The organism is Comamonas suwonensis (assembly GCF_012844455.2).
GTDB classification, from domain to species: Bacteria; Pseudomonadota; Gammaproteobacteria; order Burkholderiales; family Burkholderiaceae_C; genus Comamonas; species Comamonas suwonensis.
The window spans coordinates 109,858-133,248 of sequence record NZ_JABBCQ020000002.1 but is presented as its reverse complement, the minus strand read 5'-3'; the positions used below and the strand labels follow the sequence as shown (position 1 = coordinate 133,248).

22 protein-coding genes and 2 riboswitches are annotated in these 23,391 nt (G+C 61.6%); of the genes, 12 read left to right on the top strand and 10 right to left on the bottom strand.

What is annotated here, in order from left to right; translation table 11 throughout:
• Positions 1-48: 48 nt before the first annotated feature.
• Genes HF327_RS02745 through HF327_RS02735 form a run of 3 tightly spaced genes read right to left on the bottom strand, consistent with a single transcriptional unit; the run spans position 49 to position 2,905 of the window.
• A complete protein-coding gene (locus tag HF327_RS02745) occupies positions 49-684 on the bottom strand; it encodes a phosphoadenosine phosphosulfate reductase domain-containing protein (RefSeq protein WP_169106793.1) in 636 nt (211 codons plus the stop codon).
• The gene (locus HF327_RS02740) at positions 681-1,079 is read right to left on the bottom strand and encodes a DUF934 domain-containing protein (protein ID WP_169106792.1); all 399 of its coding nucleotides are present in this window, start codon (positions 1,077-1,079) and stop codon (positions 681-683) included. The genes HF327_RS02745 and HF327_RS02740 overlap by 4 nt, the downstream gene beginning before the upstream one ends.
• A 41-nt stretch (positions 1,080-1,120) precedes the next feature.
• Complete coding sequence (locus HF327_RS02735) at positions 1,121-2,905, bottom strand: nitrite/sulfite reductase (protein ID WP_169106791.1); 1,785 nt, start codon at positions 2,903-2,905, stop codon at positions 1,121-1,123.
• Positions 2,906-3,200: 295 nt separating this feature from the next.
• On the opposite strand from HF327_RS02735, the gene HF327_RS02730 reads away from it, so the two are divergent.
• Entirely contained in the window at positions 3,201-4,520 is a 1,320-nt protein-coding gene (locus HF327_RS02730) for a hemolysin family protein (protein WP_169106790.1), read from the top strand.
• A gap of 56 nt (positions 4,521-4,576) precedes the next feature.
• Here HF327_RS02730 and mnmC read toward each other — a convergent pair whose 3' ends face one another.
• The 3 genes from mnmC to HF327_RS02715 all read right to left on the bottom strand — a co-directional run bounded on the left by mnmC (position 4,577) and on the right by HF327_RS02715 (position 8,225).
• Positions 4,577-6,532 carry an FAD-dependent 5-carboxymethylaminomethyl-2-thiouridine(34) oxidoreductase MnmC gene (gene mnmC / locus HF327_RS02725; RefSeq protein WP_169106976.1) on the bottom strand — a complete coding sequence of 652 codons (1,956 nt, stop codon included), beginning with the start codon at positions 6,530-6,532 and terminating at the stop codon, positions 4,577-4,579.
• 181 nt (positions 6,533-6,713) lie between these two features.
• Positions 6,714-7,379 (bottom strand): trimeric intracellular cation channel family protein, encoded by a 666-nt coding sequence (locus HF327_RS02720; RefSeq protein WP_099736432.1) that lies wholly within the window; start codon positions 7,377-7,379, stop codon positions 6,714-6,716.
• A gap of 52 nt (positions 7,380-7,431) precedes the next feature.
• Positions 7,432-7,551: riboswitch (glycine riboswitch) on the bottom strand.
• 13 nt (positions 7,552-7,564) lie between these two features.
• Positions 7,565-7,656: riboswitch (glycine riboswitch) on the bottom strand.
• A gap of 293 nt (positions 7,657-7,949) precedes the next feature.
• On the bottom strand, positions 7,950-8,225 hold the full coding sequence (locus HF327_RS02715; protein ID WP_169106789.1) for an oxidative damage protection protein: 276 nt from the start codon (positions 8,223-8,225) through the stop codon (positions 7,950-7,952).
• Positions 8,226-8,371: 146 nt separating this feature from the next.
• Here HF327_RS02715 and HF327_RS02710 point away from each other — a divergent pair, with 146 nt between their 5' ends.
• From HF327_RS02710 to HF327_RS02670, 9 genes are all read left to right on the top strand, one after another.
• Positions 8,372-9,406, top strand: a complete 1,035-nt coding sequence (locus HF327_RS02710; protein WP_169106788.1) for a sulfate ABC transporter substrate-binding protein — start codon at positions 8,372-8,374, stop codon at positions 9,404-9,406.
• Between the two features lie 59 nt (positions 9,407-9,465).
• Entirely contained in the window at positions 9,466-9,669 is a 204-nt protein-coding gene (locus HF327_RS21930) for a hypothetical protein (protein ID WP_236024025.1), read from the top strand.
• Positions 9,670-9,822: 153 nt separating this feature from the next.
• Complete coding sequence (gene ssuE, locus HF327_RS02700) at positions 9,823-10,416, top strand: NADPH-dependent FMN reductase (RefSeq protein ID WP_169106787.1); 594 nt, start codon at positions 9,823-9,825, stop codon at positions 10,414-10,416.
• Between the two features lie 230 nt (positions 10,417-10,646).
• Positions 10,647-11,660: a sulfonate ABC transporter substrate-binding protein gene (locus tag HF327_RS02695; RefSeq protein ID WP_169106786.1), complete on the top strand. Its 1,014-nt coding sequence runs from the start codon at positions 10,647-10,649 to the stop codon at positions 11,658-11,660.
• A gap of 20 nt (positions 11,661-11,680) precedes the next feature.
• Positions 11,681-12,685 (top strand): aliphatic sulfonate ABC transporter substrate-binding protein, encoded by a 1,005-nt coding sequence (locus tag HF327_RS02690; RefSeq protein ID WP_169106785.1) that lies wholly within the window; start codon positions 11,681-11,683, stop codon positions 12,683-12,685.
• Positions 12,686-12,696: 11 nt separating this feature from the next.
• On the top strand, positions 12,697-13,875 hold the full coding sequence (ssuD, locus tag HF327_RS02685) for an FMNH2-dependent alkanesulfonate monooxygenase (protein WP_169106784.1): 1,179 nt from the start codon (positions 12,697-12,699) through the stop codon (positions 13,873-13,875).
• 10 nt (positions 13,876-13,885) lie between these two features.
• Positions 13,886-14,719 carry an aliphatic sulfonate ABC transporter permease SsuC gene (gene ssuC, locus HF327_RS02680; protein ID WP_169106783.1) on the top strand — a complete coding sequence of 278 codons (834 nt, stop codon included), beginning with the start codon at positions 13,886-13,888 and terminating at the stop codon, positions 14,717-14,719.
• A 122-nt stretch (positions 14,720-14,841) separates the two neighbouring features.
• On the top strand, positions 14,842-15,792 hold the full coding sequence (locus tag HF327_RS02675) for an ATP-binding cassette domain-containing protein (RefSeq protein ID WP_169106782.1): 951 nt from the start codon (positions 14,842-14,844) through the stop codon (positions 15,790-15,792).
• Positions 15,793-15,833: 41 nt separating this feature from the next.
• On the top strand, positions 15,834-16,049 hold the full coding sequence (locus HF327_RS02670; RefSeq protein ID WP_158385170.1) for a TOBE domain-containing protein: 216 nt from the start codon (positions 15,834-15,836) through the stop codon (positions 16,047-16,049).
• A gap of 190 nt (positions 16,050-16,239) precedes the next feature.
• Here the strand turns inward: HF327_RS02670 and putA are convergent, their stop codons facing one another.
• The gene (gene putA / locus HF327_RS02665; protein WP_169106781.1) at positions 16,240-19,995 is read right to left on the bottom strand and encodes a trifunctional transcriptional regulator/proline dehydrogenase/L-glutamate gamma-semialdehyde dehydrogenase; all 3,756 of its coding nucleotides are present in this window, start codon (positions 19,993-19,995) and stop codon (positions 16,240-16,242) included.
• 170 nt (positions 19,996-20,165) lie between these two features.
• On the opposite strand from putA, the gene HF327_RS02660 reads away from it, so the two are divergent.
• Positions 20,166-20,642 (top strand): Lrp/AsnC ligand binding domain-containing protein, encoded by a 477-nt coding sequence (locus HF327_RS02660; RefSeq protein WP_169106780.1) that lies wholly within the window; start codon positions 20,166-20,168, stop codon positions 20,640-20,642.
• Between the two features lie 111 nt (positions 20,643-20,753).
• Entirely contained in the window at positions 20,754-21,521 is a 768-nt protein-coding gene (hdhA, locus tag HF327_RS02655; RefSeq protein WP_169106779.1) for a 7-alpha-hydroxysteroid dehydrogenase, read from the top strand.
• A 55-nt stretch (positions 21,522-21,576) separates the two neighbouring features.
• Here the strand turns inward: hdhA and HF327_RS02650 are convergent, their stop codons facing one another.
• Genes HF327_RS02650 through HF327_RS02640 form a run of 3 tightly spaced genes read right to left on the bottom strand, consistent with a single transcriptional unit; the run spans position 21,577 to position 23,337 of the window.
• On the bottom strand, positions 21,577-22,053 hold the full coding sequence (locus HF327_RS02650; RefSeq protein ID WP_169106778.1) for a DUF2269 family protein: 477 nt from the start codon (positions 22,051-22,053) through the stop codon (positions 21,577-21,579).
• Positions 22,050-22,430, bottom strand: a complete 381-nt coding sequence (locus HF327_RS02645; protein ID WP_169106975.1) for a DoxX-like family protein — start codon at positions 22,428-22,430, stop codon at positions 22,050-22,052. The genes HF327_RS02650 and HF327_RS02645 overlap by 4 nt, the downstream gene beginning before the upstream one ends.
• Before the next feature lie 25 nt (positions 22,431-22,455).
• Complete coding sequence (locus tag HF327_RS02640) at positions 22,456-23,337, bottom strand: NAD-dependent epimerase/dehydratase family protein (RefSeq protein WP_169106777.1); 882 nt, start codon at positions 23,335-23,337, stop codon at positions 22,456-22,458.
• Positions 23,338-23,391: the final 54 nt, after the last annotated feature.

The following is a 23,391-nucleotide window of genomic DNA, read 5'->3' as shown; positions in this document are numbered from 1 at the left end:
CGAGGCTGCCGCCCCCTTGGGGGAAGTAGCCGCGGGCGACTCGGGGAGTTAGTGAGAAATGTGCAGGCCGCACTCGCGGTTGTCTTCACCCTTGGTGGGATCGACGTAGTCAAAATTGTTGGGTAGACCGTGCTTCTGGCAGTACTCGTGCAGGTCCTTGCTGGACCAGTGCAGCAGCGGTGCCACTTTGATCAGGCCGTCGGGGTTGATGCTGACGGGCTCCATGGCAGCGCGCACGGCAGTGTCGGTCGCGCGCAGGGCGGTGAACCAGACCTTGGGAGCGGTTTCACGCAGAGCGCGGGCGAAGGGCTCCAGCTTGACTTCTTCAGTAAAGGCTGCGTGGCGCGGGTCATCCAGCGCTGGCGTGGCCCCTTCTACCGCTTCGCGGTGGGCACGACTGCGCAGAGGCAGGTAAATCTTCAGGTTCAGGCCCAGTTGCTTGGTGACTGCGTCGGCAAACTGGTAGGTCGCTTCGGTGTTGTAGCCGTTGTCCATCCAGATCACGGGCACATCAGGACGGGCCTGAGCGACCATGTGCAAAATCACCGCTTCAAACGGGCGGAAGTTGGTGGTGACGATGGTGGGCTGACCCAGACCTACGGCCCAGCGCACCAGCGCAGCGGCATCGTGGCCCAGCTCAGCGTTGACGCTGGCGAGATTCATGACGGGGGCGAGCTGGCTCATGCGGCCTCCAGCGACGAAGTCTGTGCAAAGTGGGGGTGGTGCTCCAGCGCATCGGCCTGGTAGTAACCGCCAAAGCGCTCAAACTGGCGCTGGGCATCGGCGGCGTCCACGCCTGCGCGGAGCACGGCAGAGCTGAAGCCCGTGCGCTGCATCTGCACCAGCTGGTCGATCAGCACATCGCCAGTGGCGCGGATGTCGCCCGCAAACTTCAGGCGGCGGCGCAGCAGGTAGGCCTGGCTGAATGCACGGCCATCGGTGAAGTTGGGAAAGTTCAGATCGACTTGCGTGATGCCGTCGAGATTGGCGTCCAGTGCGTTCACATCATTGGCCAGTACCAGCACGTGGCCGGTGCTTTCGCTGGGCGCCTGGTAGTCATGGTTTGCCAGAATTTTCATCATCAATTCCTTGCTCTTGGCTTTTTGTTCTTGCTCGCGGCTCAGGCCAGTGCGGCTTCTTCGTCTTCTGCGGGGTGGCGGGCAGCCTTGCCAGCTTCCTTGAAGGGATCGATGCCAATGCGGCGCACGGCGTCAATAAAGTGTTCGCCGCTGTGGCGCAGGTCGCGGTAGGTGCTGAGCACGGCTTCGATCACGTCAGGCACCTCGGCGGCGCTGAACGATGGGCCGATGGCCTTGCCAGCCACGGCGTTGCCCGAGAGAGTGGAGCCGTCAGAGCCGCCCAGCGTGACCTGGTACCACTCCTTGCCGTCCTTATCCACGCCCAGAATGCCGATGTGGCCGCTGTGGTGGTGCCCGCAGCTGTTGATGCAGCCGCTGATGTGCAAGTCAATCTCGCCGATATCGTCCAGCTCGTCCAGATCCTGATAGCGGGCGGTGATGGCGTCGGCAATGGGCAGGCTGCGGGCGTTGGCCAGTGCGCAGAAGTCGCCGCCAGGGCAGGCAATCATGTCGGTCAGCAGGGCCACATTGGTGCTGGCCAGGCCCAGAGCCTTGGCCTCGGTCCACAGCGCATGCAGCTGGCCGACCTGTACCCAGGGCAGCATCACGTTCTGGTCATGCGTCACGCGGGCTTCGCCAGCGGAGAAGGCATCGACCAGTTGGGCCAGTGCATCAAGCTGCTCGCTCTGTGCATCGCCAGGGGCCTGACCCACGCGCTTGAAAGACAGGGTGACGGCGCGCAGGCCTGCCAGCTTGTGAGCGTGCACGTTGCGCGCTACCCAGCGGGCAAAGGCGGGCTCCTTGGCCGTTTGCTCGATCAGCGCCTGTTCATCGGCGGCCGCATCGGCCACGACGGGCAGAGCGGGTGTGGTGAACATGGCTGCCACACGGTCGAATTCGGCCTGGGGAACGGTATGCGGGCCACCGTCTACGTCAACGATCTGGCGGAATTCTTCTTCCACCGCATCGATATAGGCCTGGCCTTCGGCCTTGACCAGAATCTTGATGCGCGCCTTGTACTTGTTGTCGCGGCGACCCAGCTCGTTGTAGACGCGAACAATGGCTTCGATGTAATTCATGATCTGGTTCCAGGGCAGGAACTCACGAATCACGGTGCCGATCACGGGCGTGCGGCCCATGCCGCCACCGACAAAAACCTTGAAGCCGATTTCGCCCGCTTCGTTTTTGACCATGTGCAGACCCACATCGTGCCAGCCGGTGGCGGCGCGGTCTTCCTTTGCGCCGGTGATGGCGATCTTGAATTTGCGCGGCAGAAAGGCGAACTCGGGGTGCAGCGTGGTCCACTGGCGCAGAATTTCTGCGTAGGGGCGGGGGTCAATGGCTTCGTCAGGGGCAATACCCGCCAGCGCGTCGGTGGTGGTGTTGCGGATGCAGTTGCCGCTGGTCTGAATGCCGTGCAGGTTGACGCTGGCCAGCAGGTCCATCACATCGGCAGCTCTGGACAGGGGAATCCAGTTGAACTGCACATTGGTACGGGTGGTGAAGTGGGCGCAGTTCTTGGGCAGATAGGTGGTACCCATCTTGCCCTGACCATCCAGCGCGGCCTGAAAGACGGCGGCTTCCGGCTCGTCATACTCACGGGCGACCTGGGCCAGCACGCGAATCTGGGCGGAATTGATCTCGCCATAAGGCACGGCCACGCGCAGCATGGGCGCATAGCGCTGGACATACCAGCCGTTTTGCAGACGCAGCGGACGGAAATCATCTTCCGGGAGCTTGCCTGCCTGCCAGCGTTCCAGCTGGTCACGGAACTGGTCGGCGCGTTGCTTGACGAACGCTTTGTCGAAATCGGTGTATTGATACATGTCTTCAGTTCTTCCGTGGAGCGAATGCCTTGCCTCGAATGGCATTGCACTGTGATCGTTGGAGCGAACTGTAGAGAGGCTTTATATAAAAACAAACGATTATTTAGTCCTTCATATATAACTAAAAGAATATGTGAGGCCGTAAACAAAGGCTCGCTTTCGGGCCAAAGTGCGCCATATCTGGGAATTTCCTTGCAGTGCACTTGCATTTATCTCTAAGCAAGTCTCGCTGATTCCCTAGAATCGGGGCTTGTTCAATGATTGAGGCGCCTGGATTGAAAGCGGGTGCCTGACTATGGAAATAGCCATACTTTTCGCTCTCATCTGTTTGAACGGCGTGTTCGCCATGTCGGAAATTGCGCTGGTGACCGCCCGCAAGAGCCGCATGCAAAAAATGGTGGATGAGGGCGACAGCGGCGCGGTAGCCGCTATCAAACTAGGAGAGGACCCAACGCGTTTTCTCTCCACCATTCAGATTGGTATCACCTCGATTGGCGTGCTCAACGGTATCGTGGGCGAGGCGGCTCTGGCCGGCCCGCTGGCGCTCAAGCTGATAGACGCCGGCATGCAGGCCAAAACAGCTGGTTACGTCTCTACCGGTCTGGTTGTGGTGCTGATCACTTACTTCTCTATCGTGGTGGGCGAGCTGGTTCCCAAGCGTTTGGGCCAGACCAACCCCGAAGCGCTGGCGCGCCTGATCTCGCGCCCCATCAACTTTCTGGCGCTGGCCACCAAGCCTTTTGTGTGGCTGCTGTCGGCCTCTACACGCGGCCTGCTCAAGCTACTGGGCGTCAAAGAAAGCAACGGCAGCGTGGTGACCGAAGAAGAAATTCAAGCCATTTTGGTCGAGGGTCACAGCGCCGGCGTGATTGAGTCGCAAGAGCACACCATGGTGCGCAATGTGTTCCGGCTGGATGACCGCCAGATCGGCTCGCTCATGGTGCCGCGCAGCGATGTGGTGTTTCTTGATATTGATGACAGCCTGGATGTCAATCTGACCCGGATGGAAGAAGCCGACCACGCGCGCTACCCCGTGGTGCGTGGCGACATGAACAATATCGTGGGCGTGCTCAATGCCCGCCAGTGGCTGGCACAGACCGTGCGCCACAAGGGTGAGCAAAAGCTCGGCGATCAGCCGCTGCAAACGGCGCTCTATGTGCCGGAAACCATCACCGGCATGGAGTTGCTGGACACCTTCCGCAACTCTGATCTGCACATGGCGTTTGTGATCGATGAATACGGCGAGGTGCAAGGCATTGTCACGCTGCAGGACTTGATTGAAGCGATTACCGGTGAATTCCAGCCGCGCGACGATGAAACCAGCTGGGCGGTGTCGCGTCCGGATGGCAGCTGGCTGCTGGATGGACATATCCCCGTGCCTGAGCTCAAGGACCGTCTGAACCTGCATGCTGTGCCCGAAGAGGAGCGCGGCCGCTATCACACGCTCAGCGGCATGGTGATGCTGCTGCTGGGTCGCGTGCCCAGTGAATCCGACGTGGTTGAGTGGGAAGACTGGCGCTTTGAAGTGGTGGACATGGACGGCAAGACGCTCGATAAGGTGCTGGCCACCAAGCTGGAGCCTCTGGTCTCAGCAGACGCGATTACGCTGCCGTAACCTCAGTCTTTTCAGGCATTAAAAGAGCACTGGTTTCTGGCCAAGTGCTTTTCGGGTCACGCATCGCGCGTCACACGACTCCACAGTCGCTGCGTGCCCAGCGATTGCGCCAGCTTGGCATCCAGCGGCAGCGGCTCCCCATGCAGGCGCGCTGCCAGCAGCTCGCCGCAGAGCATGGAAAGCGTCAGCCCGCGCGAGCCCAGTCCCGTCAGCATCCACAGGCCGGGCAGGTCGTCCGCCACTTCACCGGCGGGTCCGGTCAGAGGCAGACGATCATAGGCGGCGCAGCGCACGCGCGACCATGTTTCTGGCCGTTTTTCGGGTTGCTGCGGCGCATCAAAAAAGGATTGCAGCGCCTGCCGGCATGCGGGCAGCAGGGCGGCCAGCTTTTCGCCATTGCCGGCATGTGCAGCCTGCTGGTCCGCAGGGCTGGGCGGCAGCTCGGTCACGTCGCGCTCGAAGGTGGAGCCCATGATCCATTGGTGCGGGCTGGCAGGGGTGTCACCCGGGAAGTCCGGCACCAGATTGCCGTGGCCGTTGACCGGAAAAGGCGGCATGGCTGCCTGCGTCTGCGCCGTATGGTCGGCCATGCTGACTTGCCCGCGTATGGCTTGCAGCTCCCACCGCCCAGCATTCATGCCACTGGCTTGCAGCAGTGTTGTGCTGGCCGGGCCCAGCGCCACGACCAGCATGTCGGCCTGGGCAATGCTCTGGCCCTGCTGGTTCAACACCTGCCACTGGCCGCTGACTTCATCGCGCTGCAGCTTGGCAGCATCGGCATTGCCCTGCCACTGAATAAGGGGCGATTGCATCAAGGCCCGGACCAGTCGCGCAGGCCTGACCCAGCCCGCCTGCGCGTGCCACAGGGCGTGGCTGTCATCAGGCAAGTGGGCGGCTTGCAAGTGCTGAGCGGTCGCGGGTTGGCTCCACTGCAGGCCCCAGCCGTGTTCAGCGCTGTCTGTCTTCAGCCATTGCGGTGGCAGGTGGGCGGGCTGGTTCAGGTTATGCTCCAGCACGCCGCCATGGGCCCAGTCCTCGCCGGGTTGCAGCTTTTGGGCTGTGCTCAGTTGCTGCAAAGTTTGTAGCGTGGTGCGCACGCCGCTGCGAGACAGGCGCGATAAAACACTGTCATCGGAGGAGACATGGGGGCAGAACAGCCCTGCAGGCAGACCCGATGCCCCGGCAGCGGGCTGCGCAGCACTGTCAAGCACGGTCACCTGCCAGCCCCGCCTTGCGAGACTGGCTGCTGCTGCGGCACCGGCCAGCCCCGCACCCAGCACCAGGCAGTGGCCGGGCTGCTTGACGGGGGCAGGCAGCCCATCCGTGCGGTGGCGCGGCTCCCACGCCGGGTTGTAGCTGGCCTGCAGGTTGTGTCGCTTGGGGGGCGTCCCCGGCACTTTTTTGACCTCAAAGCCCTGTGTCTTCAGGGCTTGCCGAACGCTGCCAGCCACGCACCAGGTCGCCAGCTGCGTGCCGCGGCGGCAGTGGCGGGCGATGTTTTTCATGGCATCTTCATCCCACAGCTCGGGGTTGAGCTGGGGCGAAAAACCATCGAGGTAGACGCTATCTGCCGTGATCTGCTGCTTGCGCAGCATGGTCTGTGCCTGGCCTATATACAGCGTCAGCAGCACTTGGCCGCCCTCAAAAGACAGGCGGTGCACGCCTGGCAGCAGCCCCCACCACTGCTCGGCCAGTTGCAGGCCCAGTGCGCGCAGCGGCTCATCCGCAGGCAAGGACTGCAGCAGGTCTTCGCGGGAGACGGGAAACGCCTCAACCGAAACAAAGTGCAGCAGCCGCGTGCGCTGCGGGTCTGCCTTCCAGGCCGCCCAGGTAACCAGAAAGTTCAGGCCAAAGCCGAAACCGGTTTCCAGAATCCGCCATTGCGGTGTGTCGGCCCATGCGGCAGGCAGGCCACAGCCGCCCAGAAAGACATGGGTAGCCTGATCGAGGCCGCCATCTTCGCTGCGGTAGCGGTCGCCAAATCGGGCGTTATAGGGAGTGCCATCCGGCATCCATGTGATGGGTTCAGACATGGAAAGAAAAACTACATGGGTAATGCATGGCGCAGAAAAGCGGGCACAGCGCAAAGATCAGGGGCAGCAAGCAAGAGCCGCCTCGCAGCGAGGCTGTCGTCCCTCACCCGCGTAGCAAGAGAGGGAGAAGGCGCGCAGCGCCACAGGGGGAGCTTGTATCTCATTCCCAGCGCTGCTGGTAGGAGAAGACAGGGAGGCGCCATTTAAAACGAATGGCTGCCATGCGAAAGGCCAGACCACCGGCAAAACATACGATGGTGCTGATATTGGGGCTGACATCCAGATGGCGCAGGCCCAGGAACATCAGGCACACGGCCAGGGACACGCTGGCATACAGCTCGCGGCGGAAGACGACGGGCACCTGGTTGCACAGCACATCACGCAAAATGCCGCCGCTGATGCCGGTAATCATGCCTGCCATGATGACGACGATGGTGGGGTAGCCCAGCTCCAGCGCGGTGTTGCAGCCGATCAGCGAGAAGGCGATCAGGCCCATGGCGTCCAGCAGCAAAAACACCTGCTTGAGTCTGTGCATATGGCGTGCAATCACCGTGGTCAGCAGGCCGAAGCTGATGACCAGGTACACATATTCGGGGTGCTGCGTCCAGCCGATCGGGTAGTGGCCCAGCACCATGTCGCGAATGGTTCCGCCGCCAAGGGCCGTGACAAAGGCAATGACGACGACGCCAAAGATATCCATGTTGCGCCGGCCTGCAGCAAGGGCGCCGGACATGGCTTCGGCCGTGATGGCCACCAGATAGATGACCAGCATGACGGTGAAATTGGCGGTCTGGAACGAGTCCAGCAAAGAGACGGAAGGAAGCATGACGGCACTTGAAAATAGACCAGCCACTCACATCAGCAGGAGTGTCTGGCTTGCCTCTCCCGCTGTCCTTTTACCTGAGAGTTGCGCATGTGCACCTTCGCGGTGGACATGCTTGCCCCTTCGGTGAGCCCTGCAGACTTGTGATTGCGGGCTGCTCTCCAGTTGGCGATATCCGGGCCTTGTCTGACCCACCTGCGGTACTTGTTGCCTGAGCGATTATGGGAGTTTGCGCCTTCGGCGGGAGTCGTTGCCGGCTCCGCTCTCCCGCAGGATGGGCGCGATTTTAGCCAGTTATGGCGGTGTTTTACGGGTTAGTACCTGTGTTGCCGGGGTTAGATGCGCTGTTTCTTTGTTTTATTTGAAGTCTGGTTTTCGTTGGCGACGGCAACGGCGGTGATGGGAAGTTAATTTTGATAGCTGTTCGCGGTTGATGCGAATGGGGTTAAGGCAGATTTGGTTTGAAGTCTGATGGTGAAAAATCTGGCACCTTGGGCTGCAGCCAGCCACAAAAAAAGCCCCGGGCAATGCCACGGGGCTTTTTCTCTGATTCTGTCCCTGAGTCGGGCGAGCTTACTCAGCGCTAGGAGGCACGTAGCCCTGAGCCGCATCGGCTCCGCCGCCAAAGAAATGGTTTTCCATCTGACGGGCCAGGTACTGGCGGGCGCGGGCGTCGGCCAGGTTCAGGCGGTTTTCATTGATCAGCATGGTCTGGTGCTTGAGCCAGTCGGCCCAGGCCTGCTTGCTCACGCTTTCATAAATGCGCTTGCCCAGTTCGCCGGGTGCAGGGGGAAAGTCCAGGCCTTCTGCATCCTGATCCAGCTTGATGCAATGAATGGTACGTGCCATGTGTAGGGTCCTCTTGTGTGATTACAGATGTTTGAGTAATAACAAACTGAAATCTTAGTAGTTTGAGTTTTAAGACTGTGGATCAAAAATGCATAGCAACGGGGGAGAAGAAGCCCGTTATCCATTCACTCCAAGAACACAGTCCAATGAAAAATCGTCGCAACTTTATCAAGTTTCCTCTGGCTGCCGGTCTGATTGCTGGCTTGACCCTCTCCGCTCTGCCCACATTGCCTGCTTTTGCACAACAAAGCGGCGTGCAATTGCTCAACGTGTCCTACGACCCGACCCGTGAGCTGTATGTGAATTACAACCAGGCGTTTGCCAAGCACTGGAAGGCCACGCAAAACCAGGATGTGACCATCAAGCAGTCGCACGGTGGCTCGGGCAAGCAGGCGCGCTCCATCATTGACGGCATTGATGCCGATGTCGCCACGCTGGCGCTGGCCGGTGACATTGATGCATTGGTCAAGAACGGCAACGTCAAGGCCGACTGGCAAAAGCGCCTGCCGCACAACAGCGCACCTTACAGCTCGACCATTGTGTTTCTGGTGAAAAAGGGCAATCCCAAAGGCATCAAGGACTGGGACGACCTGGTCAAGCCCGGCGTGCAGGTGATTACGCCCAACCCCAAGACTTCGGGCGGCGCCCGCTGGAACTATCTGGCCGCCTGGGAGTTTGCCAAGCGCAAGTACGGCGGTGATGCGCAGGCCAAGGACTTCATCACCAAGCTCTACAAAAACGTACCCGTGCTGGACACCGGTGCGCGTGGCTCCACCGTGACCTTTGTACAGCGCGGTCTGGGCGATGTGCTGCTGGCCTGGGAAAACGAAGCCTATCTGGCGCTCAAGGAATTCGGCTCAGAGAAGTTCCAGATCATTGCACCTTCGTTGTCCATCCTGGCTGAGCCCTCGGTGGCCGTAGTCGACAAGGTGGTGGATAAGCGCGGCACGCGTGCCGTGGCGGAGGCTTATCTGAAGTACCTGTACTCCGAAGATGCCCAGCGCATTGCCGGCAAGAACTTCTACCGCCCCACCGATGCCAAGGTCGCGACCGAGTTCGCCAGCCAGTTCCCCAAGCTGGAGTTGTTCACCATCGACAAGGCCTTTGGCGGTTGGGCTGCGGCTGACAAGGCGCACTTTGCCGACGGCGGCAGCTTCGACCAGATTTACGCCAAGAAGTAAGCACAGCGCGGCGGGCCAGCCCGCCGCACACCAGATCACAGCAAATACAGGAGCGGGTAATGAGCAATTTCTGGAGCCGTCTGGGCCAGTCTTTTTTGAGCGCAGGAGCGATGAATGCTCGCCAGCCCCTGCTGGCGTGGGAGGCTTCGTGGGACGAGGCCGAGGCACTGATTGCCAGCGGCAAGCTGTGGCCTGAGTCGCAGCAAACCCAGGCCGGGGGCAGGGAAGTGGATGCATCCCCCGGCACGGCGCAGCAGCCTTAGTGCCTTCAACACCACCCTTGATATCTTGTGCAGCGAAGTCTTGCCGTACTTGGGTACTGCCTGTGGCTTTGCGCCTCGTCTGAAACGCCAATCACCGATTTTCCGGGCCCTGTTCACAGCTCTTAAAGCACTCCAACAAAGATAAGCCAAGCCATGTCGATTTTGCTGATTGCCGGAAGTCCCACGCAGCCCTCGCGCTCCACATCCTTGCTGCATGCCGTGGCGAGTCGTTTGCAGGCGCAGGGCCTGAGCACTGATCCCGTGCTGCAGCTTAACCAGTTGGACCCCGCAGCGCTGCTGCTCGCCCAGTTTGATCACCCCGAAATTCGCGCCATCACAGACCGTGTGGCGCAGGCCGATGCCGTGGTGGTCGCCACGCCGGTCTACAAAGCGGCTTATAGCGGCCTGCTCAAAGTGTTTCTCGACGTGCTGCCGCAGACCGCGCTCAAAGGCAAGCTGGTCTTGCCACTGGCCACAGGCGGCAGCCCCCACCACATGCTGGCGCTGGACTATACCTTGCGCCCCGTGCTGCAGTCGTTGGGTGCGCGCCACATCCTGCCCGGTATTTACGCCACCGACCAAGGCGTGCCCTTGCTGCCTGAAGGCGGCTACGGCCTGACACCTGATATTGCCGAACGACTGGACGACGCCGCCCAGTTGCTGACCACCGACCTGCGCCGCAGCGCGCAATGGGCTGGAAACCACTTTGAAAACATCGCGTTTACTGACGTGCGATGTAGTGTTTGATCTGGCTTTCCTCTGAGCGGCTGCGCCGCTTCCCCTGCGGGGCCGACGGCCTCGTGGCTTCGCTGTAAGGCGGCCTTTGCTGGCCATCCTTTCCTGCGCCCCTAACGTCTCCACCATTGTTTTTGATAGCAGTCCCCGCGCTGTGAAGGCCGAGTTGCGCCTGAAAAGTGCCCAAAACAGGTCTGAGCACCAAAGGCCTGCGGACTGTCCCTTCCAAGGATTGAATTCTCATGACTGATCGCAACTTCACCACCTCTCGCGTTTCGACCCAGCTTTTGAAAACCACCCGCCGCCAGTGGCTGGCGGGGACCGCTGCCTCGGTGCTGGCACTGGCTTCGGGCCAGCTGCAAGCCCAGCCAAGCAATGGCGCACAACGTGTACTGCGCGTGGGTCACCAAAAAGGCTGGCTCTCCATCCTCAAAAATCGCGGCACGCTGGAAAAGCGGTTGACGCCACTGGGCGTGTCTGTGCGCTGGGTGGAATTCAATGCCGGCCCCGTGCAGCTGGAGGCCCTGAACGTCGGCTCCATCGACTTTGGGGATGTGGGCGAAGCTCCGCCCATCTTTGCGCAGGCCGCCGGTGCACCGCTGGTCTATGCCGGTGCCACCGTGGCCCGCCCCGGTCTTGAGGCCGTGATTGTGCCCAAGGGCTCGGCGATTCGCAGCGTGGCCGACCTCAAGGGCAAGCGCATTGCCTATAACAAGGGCTCCAACGTTCATTACTTTCTGGTCAAGCTGCTGGAAAAGCATGGCCTCAAATACGGCGATGTGCAGTCCGTTTTTCTGGCACCCGCCGATGCCCGTGCGGCATTTGAAAAAGGCTCGGTCGATGCCTGGGTGATCTGGGACCCCTTCCTGGCCGCTGCCCAGAAGACGCTGGACGCCCGCCTGCTGGCCGATGCCAAGGGCGTGGTCAACAACCGCGCCTACTACTTCACCTCACGTGACTTTGCCAGCCGTAACGCCGATGTGCTGCGCATTGCAATTGAGGAGATTGCCGTTATCGACAAATGGGCCAGCAAGAACCAGAAAGCCGCAGCCGCTGAGCTGTCGCAGATTCTGGGGCTGGACACCACCGTGACCGAGCTGTACCTGAGCCGCGCCGAGTTCGGTACCCAGGCCGTCAACGGCGAAATTCTGGCCGAGCAGCAAAAGATTGCCGACACCTTCTTCGACCTCAAGCTGATTCCCAAAAAGCTCAACCTGCTGCATGCCGCTCCCGTGGACTTTCTGGCCAGCCGCTGATTCATGAAAGAGATCCGATCATGAGTGCTTCACCCTCTACTCCCCGCTTTTATCGAGGCCGTCGCCAGGCCTTGCAACTGCTGGGCACCACGGCGTTCAGCTGGGTGTTGGCCGACCATTACGCCAGTGCGCAGACCAAGCCTTTGGCCGGGGCACCTGCCCAGTTGCGCATCGGCTACCAGAAGTCAGCGGTCAACCTGGTCTTGCTCAAGCAGCATGGCGTGCTCGAAAAACGCCTGCCGCAGACCCAGATCAGCTGGCTGGAATTTCCCGCTGGGCCGCAACTGCTGGAAGCGCTGTCGGTCGGCAGTCTGGACTTCGGCCTGACCGGTGATTCGCCACCCGTGTTTGCCCAGGCTGCAGGCAAGGACCTGCGCTATGTGGGGGCCGAGCCGCCCAAGCCCGAAAGCTCGGCCATTCTGGTGCAGTCGGATTCGCCGCTGCGAACACTGGCCGAGCTCAAAGGCAAGCGCATTGCGTTGCAAAAAGGCTCCAGCGCCCACTATCTGCTGGTGCGTGCGCTCGACAAGGCCGGCATTGCCTGGGCCGACATTCAGCCCGTGTACCTGGCTCCGGCCGATGCGCGCGCCGCCTTCGAGCGCAAGAGCGTGGATGCCTGGGCCATCTGGGACCCGTACTACGCGGCCACCGAACTCAGCATCCGTCCACGGGTGCTGAGCAATGGCGAAGGGCTGACGGGCAACAACTCCTTTTACCTGGCCTCTAGGGCGCTGGTGGAGCAGCAACCCCAGCTCATCCATGCACTGTTCGAGGAGCTGACCCAGGCCGACCAGCTGGTGCAACGCTCGCGCCAGGAAGCCGTGCAGCTGGTTGCCGCTTTCAGCGGGCTGGAGGCCAATGTGGTCAGTCGTTTCATAGGCCGCCGGCCCAGTTCTCCCACATCGCTGCTCAGCCCCGTCATGGTGGCCGATCAGCAGCGAGTGGCCGATGCGTTTTTTCGTCTGGGCGTGATTCCACGCCAGATCCGGGTCGCCGACATCGTCTGGCAGCCATCCAAGGTCTGAGGAGATATTTCATGCAAGTTTTCTGGTTCATTCCCACTCATGGTGATGCCCGCTATCTGGGCAGCAGCGAAGGCGCACGGCAACTCAGCCACGACTATGTCAAGCAGGTCGCTGTCGCCGCCGACAGCCTCGGCTACGAAGGGGTACTGATTCCCACCGGTCGCTCTTGCGAAGACCCGTGGGTGGTGGCTTCCAGCCTGCTGCCTGTCACCAAACGATTGAAGTTTCTGGTTGCAGTGCGCCCAGGTCTGCACCAGCCCAGTCTGGCAGCGCGCATGGCGGCCAGCTTTGACCGGCTCTCTGGCGGGCGCTTGCTGATCAATCTGGTGACCGGCGGTGATCAGGCCGAGCTGGAGGGGGACGGCGTGTTTCTCGACCATGCCACGCGCTACGAGCAGTCGGCAGAATTCATCAAAATCTGGCGCGAGATTCTGGCGCGCAGCCATGAAGGTGGGGCGCTGGACTTTGATGGCCAGCATCTGCAAGTCAAGGGTGCCAAGCTGCTGTTCCCGCCGCTGCAAAAGCCGTATCCCCCCGTGTACTTTGGCGGCTCATCCCCAGCCGCCCATGAACTGGCGGCAGAGCAGGTCGATGCCTATCTGACCTGGGGCGAACCACCGGCCGAAGTCGCCAAGAAGCTTGCCGATGTGCGCGCCAAGGCCGAGCGCCATGGCCGCAAACTCCAATTCGGCATTCGCCTGCACGTCATCGTGCGCGAGACCGATGAGGAAGCATGGGCCGATGCCGAGCGCCTGATCAGCCGCGTTCAGGATGAAACCGTGGTGCAGGCGCAGGCTGCGTTTGCGCGCATGGATTCGGAAGGCCAGCGCCGCATGGCGGCCCTGCATGCAGGTGGCAGCAAGCGCAGCCGCAAGGATCTGGAGATCAGTCCCAACCTCTGGGCCGGTGTCGGACTTGTGCGTGGCGGCGCGGGCACGGCGCTGGTGGGCAGTGCGCAGACGGTGGCTGACCGCATCAAGGAATACGCCGATCTGGGCATCGACACCTTTGTGTTCTCGGGCTATCCGCATCTGGAAGAAGCCTATCGCTTTGCCGAGCTGGTCTTCCCGCTGCTGCCGCTCAAGGTGCAGCAAAAGCTGGGAGGCGGCAACCCCAGCGGCCCGTTTGGCGAGACCGTCGCCAATCTGTACTCACCGGGCCGTGATCAGGTCCGGGTTTCGCAAAGCTGAAGGAGACGGCATGAGTGATGTTCAAACGCTGGCTTTGAAGCCCGCAACTCAGTCGGTGCCCCGTCTGGAGCAGTTTGCCCGGCAGGTCGGTGTGCGGCTGCTGCCCTGGCTGGTGCCGCTGCTGCTGATCGCCACATGGCAGGCCGCATCGGCCTACGGCTGGCTTTCGAGCCGGGTGCTGCCCGCTCCGCTGGATGTGCTGCGCGCCGCCTGGACACTGGCCGAATCGGGTGAGCTGTGGACCCATGTCAGGGTCAGCGCCGGGCGTGCACTGGCTGGGCTGGCGATTGGCGGCAGTCTGGGTCTGCTGCTGGGTCTGCTCACGGGCTCGCTGCGCTGGGCCGAGACGCTGCTGGACTCCACCATCCAGATGGTGCGCAACATCCCCGCGCTGGCGTTGATTCCACTGGTGATTCTGTGGTTCGGCATTGATGAGTCGGCCAAGCTGTTTCTCATCAGCATCTCGGTGTTTTTTCCCATCTATCTCAACACCTTCCACGGCATTCGCAATGTGGACCCGGGCCTGATCGAGATGGGCAAGAGCTACGGCCTGACGCGCTGGCAGCTGTACCGCGACATCGTGCTGCCCGGTGCGCTGTCTTCCATCCTCGTGGGGCTGCGTTTTTCGCTGGGGCTGATGTGGGTGATTCTGATCGTAGCCGAGACCATTTCGGCGCAGGCCGGTATTGGCTACCTGACCATGAATGCCCGTGAGTTTCTGCAGACCGATGTGGTGCTGGTGGGCATCTTGCTCTACGCGATTCTGGGCAAGCTGGCCGATGTCTTTGCTCGCAGCCTGGAGCGCTGGTGGCTGCGCTGGCACCCGAACTACGGGACCCCCTGAGTCGCCGGGCGACTTGCCCCTGAGGGGATGACATTCTTGCTGCGAGGCGGCCTTTGCTGGCTGTCTCTGATCTGGGGTGTGATGGTTTTTGAGGTCAGTGAAAAGAATGACAGGAGCTTGTGATGAGCAATTTGTGGAGTCGTTTGACGCAGTCGCTGGTGAGTTCCGGTGCCTTGAATGCCCGCCAGCCGCTGGAGGCCTGGGAGGCCTCGTGGGACGAAGCGCAGGTGCTGGAGCTGGCTGGCCAGCTGCGCAATGAAGAGGAGGAGGCCGATCGCATCAAGCCTCAAGGCGTGCAGCTGCAGACCCGGCAGCTGACCAAGCGCTATGGCGAGCGGGAAGTGCTCAAGCAGGTGCAGCTTGATGTCCAGCCCGGCGAGTTCATCGCCATCGTGGGCCGCAGCGGCTGCGGCAAGTCCACGTTGCTGCGACTGGTGGCGGGGCTGGAGGGTGCGAGCGCAGGTCAGCTGCTGATTGATGAAGCCGATGCCAAAGCGGCCAAGCAGGACACGCGCATCATGTTTCAGGACGCGCGCCTGCTGCCTTGGAAGCGGGTGCTGGATAACGTGATTCTGGGTCTACCCGACTCGGCCAAAGAGCAGGGCCGCAAGGTGCTGGCGCAGGTAGGTCTGGCCGACCGTGAAAACGAATGGCCCGCGCGCTTGTCTGGCGGCCAGCGCCAGCGTGTGGCCCTGGCCCGTGCACTGGTGCACCAGCCGCGTCTGCTGCTGCTCGATGAGCCGCTGGGCGCTTTGGATGCGCTGACGCGCATCGAAATGCACCGCCTCATCGAAGGCCTGTGGCGCAGCCACGGCTTTACGGCTTTGCTGGTGACCCACGATGTGCAGGAAGCGGTGGCGCTGGCTGACCGCGTGGTGCTGATTGAAGACGGGCGCATTGCGCTCGATGAACGCATAGACCTGCCGCGCCCCCGTGTGCATGGTGATGCGCGCTTTGCGGCGCTGGAAACCCGCATTCTCGACCGCGTGCTGCAAAAGCCCGAGTCTGAACAAGCGCCCACTCAAGACCGCTGGCCGGGTGTGCCCGTGAGCGGCCTGCGCTGGGCCATCTGATTTTTTATCTCTCTCAACGCTTTCAACACAAAGGAAACATCATGTCCATTCAAGCGATCAACGTGCGCAACCAGTTCAAAGGCAAGGTCAAGGAGATCATCCGTGGCGATGTGGTCTCGGAGGTAGATGTGGAGACGCCTTGGGGCATCGTCACCTCGGTCATCACCACGCGCTCGGTCAATGATCTGGGGCTGGTAGTTGGCTCCGAAGTCGTGGCCCTGGTCAAGTCCACCGAGGTCTCCATCGCCAAGCTGTAAACCTTTAGATACTTGATTAAAAGAGCACCCAGCGCAGGTAATGCTTGCGCTGGGTGCTCTTTTTTAGATAGCTTATGGACGCGGTGCTTAAGACTGGCGTGGCCTGGCAGAGTGACAGCAAGCCAGGCTGCGCCAAAGCCATGCTGTCATCCCGCCTCCCGGCGGAAGGCGCGAAGTGATGCCAAGGGCCTCACTCCAAGTTCATCAACGCCGCATTCCCGCCGGCGGCCGCCGTGTTGTGCGACAGCGCACGCTCATGCCACAGCCGCTCCAGTCGCACGGGCTGGCCCGCATGGCAACGTGTGGGTAGAACAATGGGGCCGCTGCGATGCGCCAGCGCCTGTGCCCATTGCATGAACTGCGCGTCATCGCATTCCAGCAGTGCGGCGTCCATGACTGTGCTTTCAGCGATCTGTGCCGTAGTGAGGCCCGCAGACAGCAGCACCACATGGCTGCGCAGCGCCTGCGGCAAAGCATTGTGCAGGTGGGTGCTGACGGGCGAGTGAGGCCATACCGCTCTGGATCCGCAGGCCAGCACGGCGGCCAGTTGCTGCTGCAGCATGTGTTGGCTTTGCGCCAGGCACAACGTGCGTGGCTTGGCGATGAGAGTGTAGAGATTGCGCTCGCCCGTAGGGCCGGGCAGCAGGCGCGTGGCATGCAGATCGGGCAGGGCGTCTTGCAGGCGCTCACAACTGCTGCTGATGGCCATTTCGCCATTTTTTTCAGCCCAGTGGCCCAGTTGCTGCAATGCGGCGGCTGGCTCAGGCGTACTGACCTCTTGTGCGACTCCCGCTTGCTGCAGCACATGGCAAAGCAGGCGCAGCGGTGAGCTGGGCGCTTGCTGCAGACGTGGCAGGTACAGCGGCCCGCCCGCCTTGGGGCCGGTGCCCGACAGGCCCTCGCCCCCAAATGGCTGCACGCCCACCACCGCACCCACCATATTGCGGTTGACGTAGAGATTCCCCACATGGGCGGACTGAGCGACTTGCTGCACGGTTTCATCAATGCGGGTGTGCAGGCCCATGGTCAGGCCGTAGCCCAGTGCGTTGATGCGCGCAAGCAGCTGCGGCAGCTCGCGCCGCTGGTAGCGCAGCACATGCAGCACGGGGCCAAACACCTCGCGCTGCAAGCTTTGCAGGTCGTTTAGCTCGATCAGCGTGGGCGGCACAAAGTGGCCTTGCGCCATCACCGCATCGCTGATCGGCGACTGATAAACGCGCAGGCCCTGTGCTTTGAGTTTGGCAATGTGCTGCTCAATCCCGGCCTTGGCTTCGGCATCAATCACGGGGCCGATATCGGTGTGCAGCTCGGCCGGGTCGCCGCAGCGCAGCTCCTGCATGGCGCCTTTGAGCATGTCGACCACGCGATCCGCGCAGTCGCTTTGCACGCACAGCAGGCGCAGGGCAGAGCAGCGCTGGCCCGCGCTGTCAAAGGCCGAGGCGGCAATGTCTTGCACAGCTTGCTCAACCAAGGCAGAGGAGTCCACGATCATGGCGTTCTGGCCACCGGTTTCTGCCACCAGCACCACGGGCTCGCCATCAGCGCGCAGGCGTTTAGCGGTTTGCTGGTTCAACAGTCGGGCCACGTCGGTGGAGCCGGTAAACAGCACGCCCGCTACCCGCGCATCGGCCACCAGCGGCGCGCCCACGATTTCGCCCCGACCGGGCAGCAGTTGCAGCACATCGGCGTGAATATTGTGGTTCATGCCTGCCTGATGCAGCAGGCGCATGGCTTCGATGGCAATCAGCGGGGTTTGCTCGGCCGGTTTGGCCAGCACCACATTGCCTGCGGCCAGCGCGGCGGCTATCTGGCCGGTGAAGATGGCCAGCGGAAAATTCCAGGGGCTGATGCAGACCACCGGACCTATGCCGGATGCGAGTAAACCGGCCTCATCCTGCCTGCGAATTTGCGCGGCGTAGTAGCGCAAAAAATCTGTGGCCTCACGCACCTCGGCCACTGCGTTGGCGGCGGTCTTGCCGGCTTCGCGCATCAACAGGGCCATCAGCGGCTGCATCCGGGCCTGGTAGCTGTCGGCTGCGGCCTCCAGCACGCTGGCGCGCAGGGCGGCGGGGGTGTTGTTCCAGGTGGACTGGGCCTTGTGGGCCGCTTGCAGCGCCTGCTGAATTTGTTCGGGCGTGGCATCTGCCACATGGCCCAGCACTTGCTGCAACTGGGCGGGGTTGGTGATGGCGCTGCCTGCCTCGCGCGCTGTGGCAACGGGTGGTGGCCGGGTTTGCGTGAGACAGTGCGACAGCGCAGCCAGCACACGTTCATCGCTCAAATCCAGACCCTCTGAGTTGGCGCGCTGTGCGCCCAGCAAGTCGCGTGGCTTGCTTATGCCCGGGTGGGGCTGGCCTATGTCCTCGCCAGTTTCTATATTTAGGTTTTTTTGGCCTTCAGCCAGCGTCTGATCTGCGGGAGCAGCTATCAAATCTGATATGGGCCAGTCGGGGTTGGCAATGCGGTGCACAAAGGAGCTGTTGGCCCCGTTCTCCAGCAGGCGGCGTACGAGATAAGCCAGCAGCGTCTCGTGCGTGCCCACGGGGGCGTAGATGCGGCAGGGGCGGCGTGCGGCGGTGTCTGCCGCTTCGACCACGTTGCGGTAAAGCGGTTCGCCCATGCCGTGCAGACATTGAAATTCATAGCGCTCAGCGCTGTATGGTTGTGCGCTGGCGAGTGATTCGATGCTTGCCACGGTCTGTGCATTGTGGGTGGCAAACTGCGGGTAAATGGCGTCTGGCGCGGCCAGCAGCTTGCGGGCACAGGCGATGTAGGCCACATCGGTATGGTGCTTGCGGGTGTAGACGGGGTAGTCGGCCAGGCCGTCGATCTGCGCGCGCTTGATTTCGCTGTCCCAGTAAGCGCCCTTGACCAGTCGCACCATGAGGCGGCGGCCGCTGCGCCGGGCCAGATCGACCAGATAGTCGATCACATAAGGGCAGCGTTTCTGGTAGGCCTGAATCACAAAGCCCAGACCATTCCAGCCCGCCAGACTGTGCGCGTGGGCCAGTTGCTCCAGCAGGTCCAGCGAAAGCTCCAGCCGGTCGGCCTCTTCGGCGTCGATATTCAGGCCTATGTCGTAGCTGCGCGCCACCTCGCACAGTTGCAGCACGCGGGCTAGCAGCTCGCCCATTACACGCTGCACTTGCGCACGGCTGTAGCGCGGGTGCAGAGCGCTGAGCTTGATGGAAATGCCCGGCCCGGCGTAAATACCGCTGCCCGCCGATGCCTTGCCAATGGCGTGAATCGCATCCACATAGGACTGCATATAGCGCTGCGCATCTTGTGACGTGAGTGCCGCCTCGCCCAGCATGTCGTAGGAATAGCGAAAGCCCTTGGTCTGCAGATTGCGAGCGCGCTCCAGCGCCTCGGCAATGGTTTCTCCCATCACAAACTGCTCGCCCATCAGGCGCATGGCCATGTCTACGCCCTTGCGTACCAGTGGCTCGCCGCCCTTGGCGGTGATGCGTTTGAGGGACGCCAGCAGCCCTGATTCACTGTGCGTATCGACCAGCTTACCCGTCACCACGAGTCCCCACGCGGCGGCGTTGACAAACAGTGATGGGCTTTTGCCCAGATGCGCCTGCCAGTCACCGCCGCGCAGCTTGTCGCGAATCAGTGCATCGCGCGTCGCGGCATCGGGAATGCGCAGCAAAGCCTCGGCCAGGCACATCAGCGCTACACCTTCTTGTGACGACAGTGAAAACTCCTGCAGCAAGCCCTGCACCAGCCCCTGCCGCCCCAGGCTTGCGGGCTGGGCGCGCAATTGCTCTACCAGTTTTTGGGCATGGGCTGCCACCTGCGCGGCCTGCGGTGCGGCAAGGGTAGCGGCGGGCAGTAGCTGGGCTACGGCATCTGGCTCTGCCATGCGCGTGGCCGCGGTGACGGCGCGGCGCAGTGCATCGGCAGGGCGGCTGGAGTCTGGCAGCGGTGTGAAGATTGGCATTTCAGTGCAGATGATGGAGAGCAGGGCCGCGACAAGGGTGCGCGGTCTTCACCATGTCAACACCTGCATTGCATGCGGCCCGGCTGCAGCTGTCTACATAGGGAAAATCATTGCTGGTTTGCCAAAGAATGAATCACTATATTTGTTGAATTCAAAAGAGGAAATCACCAATGAGTGACGTCTTGGAAGTCGATTTAGACAGGATTGACCGCAAGATACTGGCAATTCTGCAAACGGATGGTCGTATCTCCAACCTGCGACTGGCCGAGCAGGTGGCCCTGTCCCCCACCGCCGTGCAGGCACGGGTCACGCGGCTCACGCGGGACGGCTATATCCTGGGCTACGAAGCGCGGCTCAACCCCAGAAAACTGGGTGTGGGCATGACGGTGTTTGTCGAGGTGCTGCTGGACCGCACCACGCCCCATGTGTTTGACGAGTTCAAGGCCGCTGTGCTGGCTTACCCGGCCATCATGGAATGCCATATGGTGGCGGGCGGCTTTGACTATCTTCTCAAGACCCGTATGGCGGACATGGCGGCTTACCGCGAGTTTGCGGGCAGCGTGCTCTGGCAACTGCCGGGTGTGCGCGAGACGCGGACTTATGCGGTGATGGAAGAAGTCAAGGACGATGCGCGTTTGCCTTTGTAGCGGCGTGGGGTGATTGCTCCCCTGTTTGACAGGCCTCCGGTCATTGACTTATTTTCTGAAAAGGGCTTCCCAACGATGGAGTTGGATTGAGTCTTTCACAGGAGTGCTGCGATGTATAACCCCATTGATTTCACGCTTGCCGGACAGGTAGCGGTGGTGACCGGCGCTGGCGCGGGGATTGGCCGCGCGATTGCCGAGACCTTTGCGGCAGCGGGCGCTGCGGTCATGGTCAGCGATCTCAACGCCGATACGGCAGCAGAGGTGGCGCAAGGAATCAATAACCGGGGTGGGCGAGCCGCAACCCAGGCCTGTGATGTCACCAAGGAGGACGATCTGGGTGCTCTGGTGCGCGAGACCGTACGCCATTTTGGCAAGCTGACCACCCTGGTCAGCAATGCCGGGGGCGGAGGTCCCAAGCCCTTTGAGATGCCGATGGCCGATTTCCGCCGTGCCTACGAGCTCAATGTCTTTTCACTGTTTCGCCTGGCGCAGTTGGCCGTGCCTGAAATGGAAAAAGCCGGTTATGGGGCAATTCTGGCGATTACCTCCATGTCGGCAGAAAACAAAAACAAACGCATGGCGGCGTACGCATCTTCCAAGGCCGCCACCAGCCATTTGGTGCGCAATATCGCTTTTGATCTAGGACCCAAGGCGATTCGCGTGAACGGGATTGCCCCAGGTGCCACGTTGACCGATGCGCTGAAGTCCGTATTGAACGATGAAATAGAGGCACAAATGCTGGCCCACACACCCATCAACAGACTGGGCTTGCCGCAGGACATGGCCAATGCGGCGTTGTTCTTGTGCAGCCCGGCGGCGGCTTGGATCAGCGGACAGATTCTTACGGTTTCGGGCGGCGGCGTGCAGGAGCTGGATTGAGTGCCTGACCCCGCTGTGAATCACCTCAGTGAATTTTGGCAGGCCAGATGCTGCTTTAACCCCAGAGCACCGGCTTATTCACCATCAAATAATACGTAGCCGCCATGGCAATAAATGCGGGGTAGCCCAGGGATTCCCAGCGCAGCTGGTATTGCTGATAGAGCTGGGGCAGGGTTTGATTCTGGGCATTGGCTTCATTCGCCATGGCTGCCATGCGAACCTGCAGCCACACCACGGGCAGCCAGCAAATACCGGCCAGTACATATAGCCCCAGTGACAGCGCCAGCCAGGGCGTGCTCAGTGGATACCCAGCCATATAGGCCATGGCGATGCCGGTGATGGGCTGAATAAAGATGCAGGGCGTGGTGAACCACCAGTCTGCTCGCACGACGAGGCGGCTGACGACGGCTTGAGCGGCTACGGAGCCGCTGCGGTTGGCAAAAAACATGTAAAAGGCCGAGCCAAGACCTGTGCCGACCAGCAACACGCTGGAGAGGATGTGCAGGGTTTTGAGCAGCAGATAGGTATTCATGATTCAAGCGGATGGGTTGCGTTGTGCGCCTGCAGCAAAAACCACAGCATGGCAGCGATGGGCAGGTTTTTGAGCAATGGCCCCAGCGGGTGCAGCCACAGCGTGGGTTGCAGTGCGGTGCCGATGATGGTCATGGCGGCCATCATGAATAGCGCGACAAAATAGCTGGCGCGGCCGGGGCGCAGCAGCAGGGCCAGGCCGATGAGCAGGTCAGCCAACAGCCCTGACCAGATGAGGGCGGCCTGCCAGCGGGGCTCGCTAATGCCGCCGTCGGCCAGTAGGCGCGCGCCTTCATGGTGAAGGCCAGAAAGTCCGAAGTAGTCGAGCACGCTGACGACGGCGGTGCCCAGCCAGACGATGACCAGCGTGGCGTGCATGGCCTTGAGCGGCGGGTGCAGGGCTTTATCCAAGGCGGCCTCCTTTGGGCAGGGTGTCAATCATCTGGTAGATATCCAGGGGCTCGTGCCCCAACAGATTTCGCAGAGTGGCGGGGTCGGTCACGTTGTCGTTCTCTAGCAGGGCCATGGCTTCGCTGCACCAGGGCATCCAGCTGATTTTGTCGCCGAGCTTGGCGCTGGCAGTACTGAGCCTGGTGGGCAGGATGCGCACGGTGGCGGAGCGGTATTTCATTTGCGCGCGCAGGGTGGCGATAAAGCGCTCAATAGACAGAGGCTGCGTGCCGCCGATTTCAATCACGCCGCAGGGCGTATCGCTGGTGGCCAGTTTGGCGATGACTTCGGCCACATCGCGCACGGCGACGGGCTGGATCTGGCTGTTGCGCATGATTTGCGGCAGTGGCAGGATGGGTAAGTTGGCCAGCAGAACGAAGAGCTTGCTGCTGGCCCCGCCGCTGCCAAAGATGATGCTGGGCCGCACGATGGCGGGGTTGAGCTCGCCCGCCTGCCCCAGCGCCAGCAGATAGTCGTCTGCCGCGCGTTTGGTACTGGCGTAGAGCGTGTCGCCCTTGTCCACGCCCAGTGCAGAGACTTGCACCACGCGCCGTATGCCGGCCTGTGCGCAGGCGTCAAACAAGGCGGCTGGCGCTGTCATGTGCAGGGTTTGCAAGTCAGTGTCTGGCCGGTTGCGCAGTGCCCCTACGGCATTGATGACAGCATCAACGCCTTGAAGATGGGGCAGCCAGTCTTGTGCGGTGCTTAGCCGGACAAAGTCCAGTGCCGGGTCGGAGTGGCGGCTGCGCACCACGGGGTCGTGACCTTGCTGCATCAGTGCGTTGACGATATGCCGACCCAGAAAGCCGGTGCCGCCGCAAATCAGAATTCGCATACGTGACTCCTTTGCAATTTTCTGCTGTTGCAGAAATTTAAATCAGTGAGGCTG

Bases quoted from the DNA above. Each gene is read 5' to 3' on its own strand.
- HF327_RS02745 (WP_169106793.1), bottom strand. From the start codon at position 684: ATGAGCCAGCTCGCCCCCGTCATGAATCTCGCCAGCGTCAACGCTGAG.
- HF327_RS02740 (WP_169106792.1), bottom strand. From the start codon at position 1,079: ATGAAAATTCTGGCAAACCATGACTACCAGGCGCCCAGCGAAAGCACC.
- HF327_RS02735 (WP_169106791.1), bottom strand. From the start codon at position 2,905: ATGTATCAATACACCGATTTCGACAAAGCGTTCGTCAAGCAACGCGCC.
- HF327_RS02730 (WP_169106790.1), top strand. From the start codon at position 3,201: ATGGAAATAGCCATACTTTTCGCTCTCATCTGTTTGAACGGCGTGTTC.
- mnmC (WP_169106976.1), bottom strand. From the start codon at position 6,532: ATGCCGGATGGCACTCCCTATAACGCCCGATTTGGCGACCGCTACCGC.
- HF327_RS02720 (WP_099736432.1), bottom strand. From the start codon at position 7,379: ATGCTTCCTTCCGTCTCTTTGCTGGACTCGTTCCAGACCGCCAATTTC.
- HF327_RS02715 (WP_169106789.1), bottom strand. From the start codon at position 8,225: ATGGCACGTACCATTCATTGCATCAAGCTGGATCAGGATGCAGAAGGC.
- HF327_RS02710 (WP_169106788.1), top strand. From the start codon at position 8,372: ATGAAAAATCGTCGCAACTTTATCAAGTTTCCTCTGGCTGCCGGTCTG.
- HF327_RS21930 (WP_236024025.1), top strand. From the start codon at position 9,466: ATGAGCAATTTCTGGAGCCGTCTGGGCCAGTCTTTTTTGAGCGCAGGA.
- ssuE (WP_169106787.1), top strand. From the start codon at position 9,823: ATGTCGATTTTGCTGATTGCCGGAAGTCCCACGCAGCCCTCGCGCTCC.
- HF327_RS02695 (WP_169106786.1), top strand. From the start codon at position 10,647: ATGACTGATCGCAACTTCACCACCTCTCGCGTTTCGACCCAGCTTTTG.
- HF327_RS02690 (WP_169106785.1), top strand. From the start codon at position 11,681: ATGAGTGCTTCACCCTCTACTCCCCGCTTTTATCGAGGCCGTCGCCAG.
- ssuD (WP_169106784.1), top strand. From the start codon at position 12,697: ATGCAAGTTTTCTGGTTCATTCCCACTCATGGTGATGCCCGCTATCTG.
- ssuC (WP_169106783.1), top strand. From the start codon at position 13,886: ATGAGTGATGTTCAAACGCTGGCTTTGAAGCCCGCAACTCAGTCGGTG.
- HF327_RS02675 (WP_169106782.1), top strand. From the start codon at position 14,842: ATGAGCAATTTGTGGAGTCGTTTGACGCAGTCGCTGGTGAGTTCCGGT.
- HF327_RS02670 (WP_158385170.1), top strand. From the start codon at position 15,834: ATGTCCATTCAAGCGATCAACGTGCGCAACCAGTTCAAAGGCAAGGTC.
- putA (WP_169106781.1), bottom strand. From the start codon at position 19,995: ATGCCAATCTTCACACCGCTGCCAGACTCCAGCCGCCCTGCCGATGCA.
- HF327_RS02660 (WP_169106780.1), top strand. From the start codon at position 20,166: ATGAGTGACGTCTTGGAAGTCGATTTAGACAGGATTGACCGCAAGATA.
- hdhA (WP_169106779.1), top strand. From the start codon at position 20,754: ATGTATAACCCCATTGATTTCACGCTTGCCGGACAGGTAGCGGTGGTG.
- HF327_RS02650 (WP_169106778.1), bottom strand. From the start codon at position 22,053: ATGAATACCTATCTGCTGCTCAAAACCCTGCACATCCTCTCCAGCGTG.
- HF327_RS02645 (WP_169106975.1), bottom strand. From the start codon at position 22,430: ATGCACGCCACGCTGGTCATCGTCTGGCTGGGCACCGCCGTCGTCAGC.
- HF327_RS02640 (WP_169106777.1), bottom strand. From the start codon at position 23,337: ATGCGAATTCTGATTTGCGGCGGCACCGGCTTTCTGGGTCGGCATATC.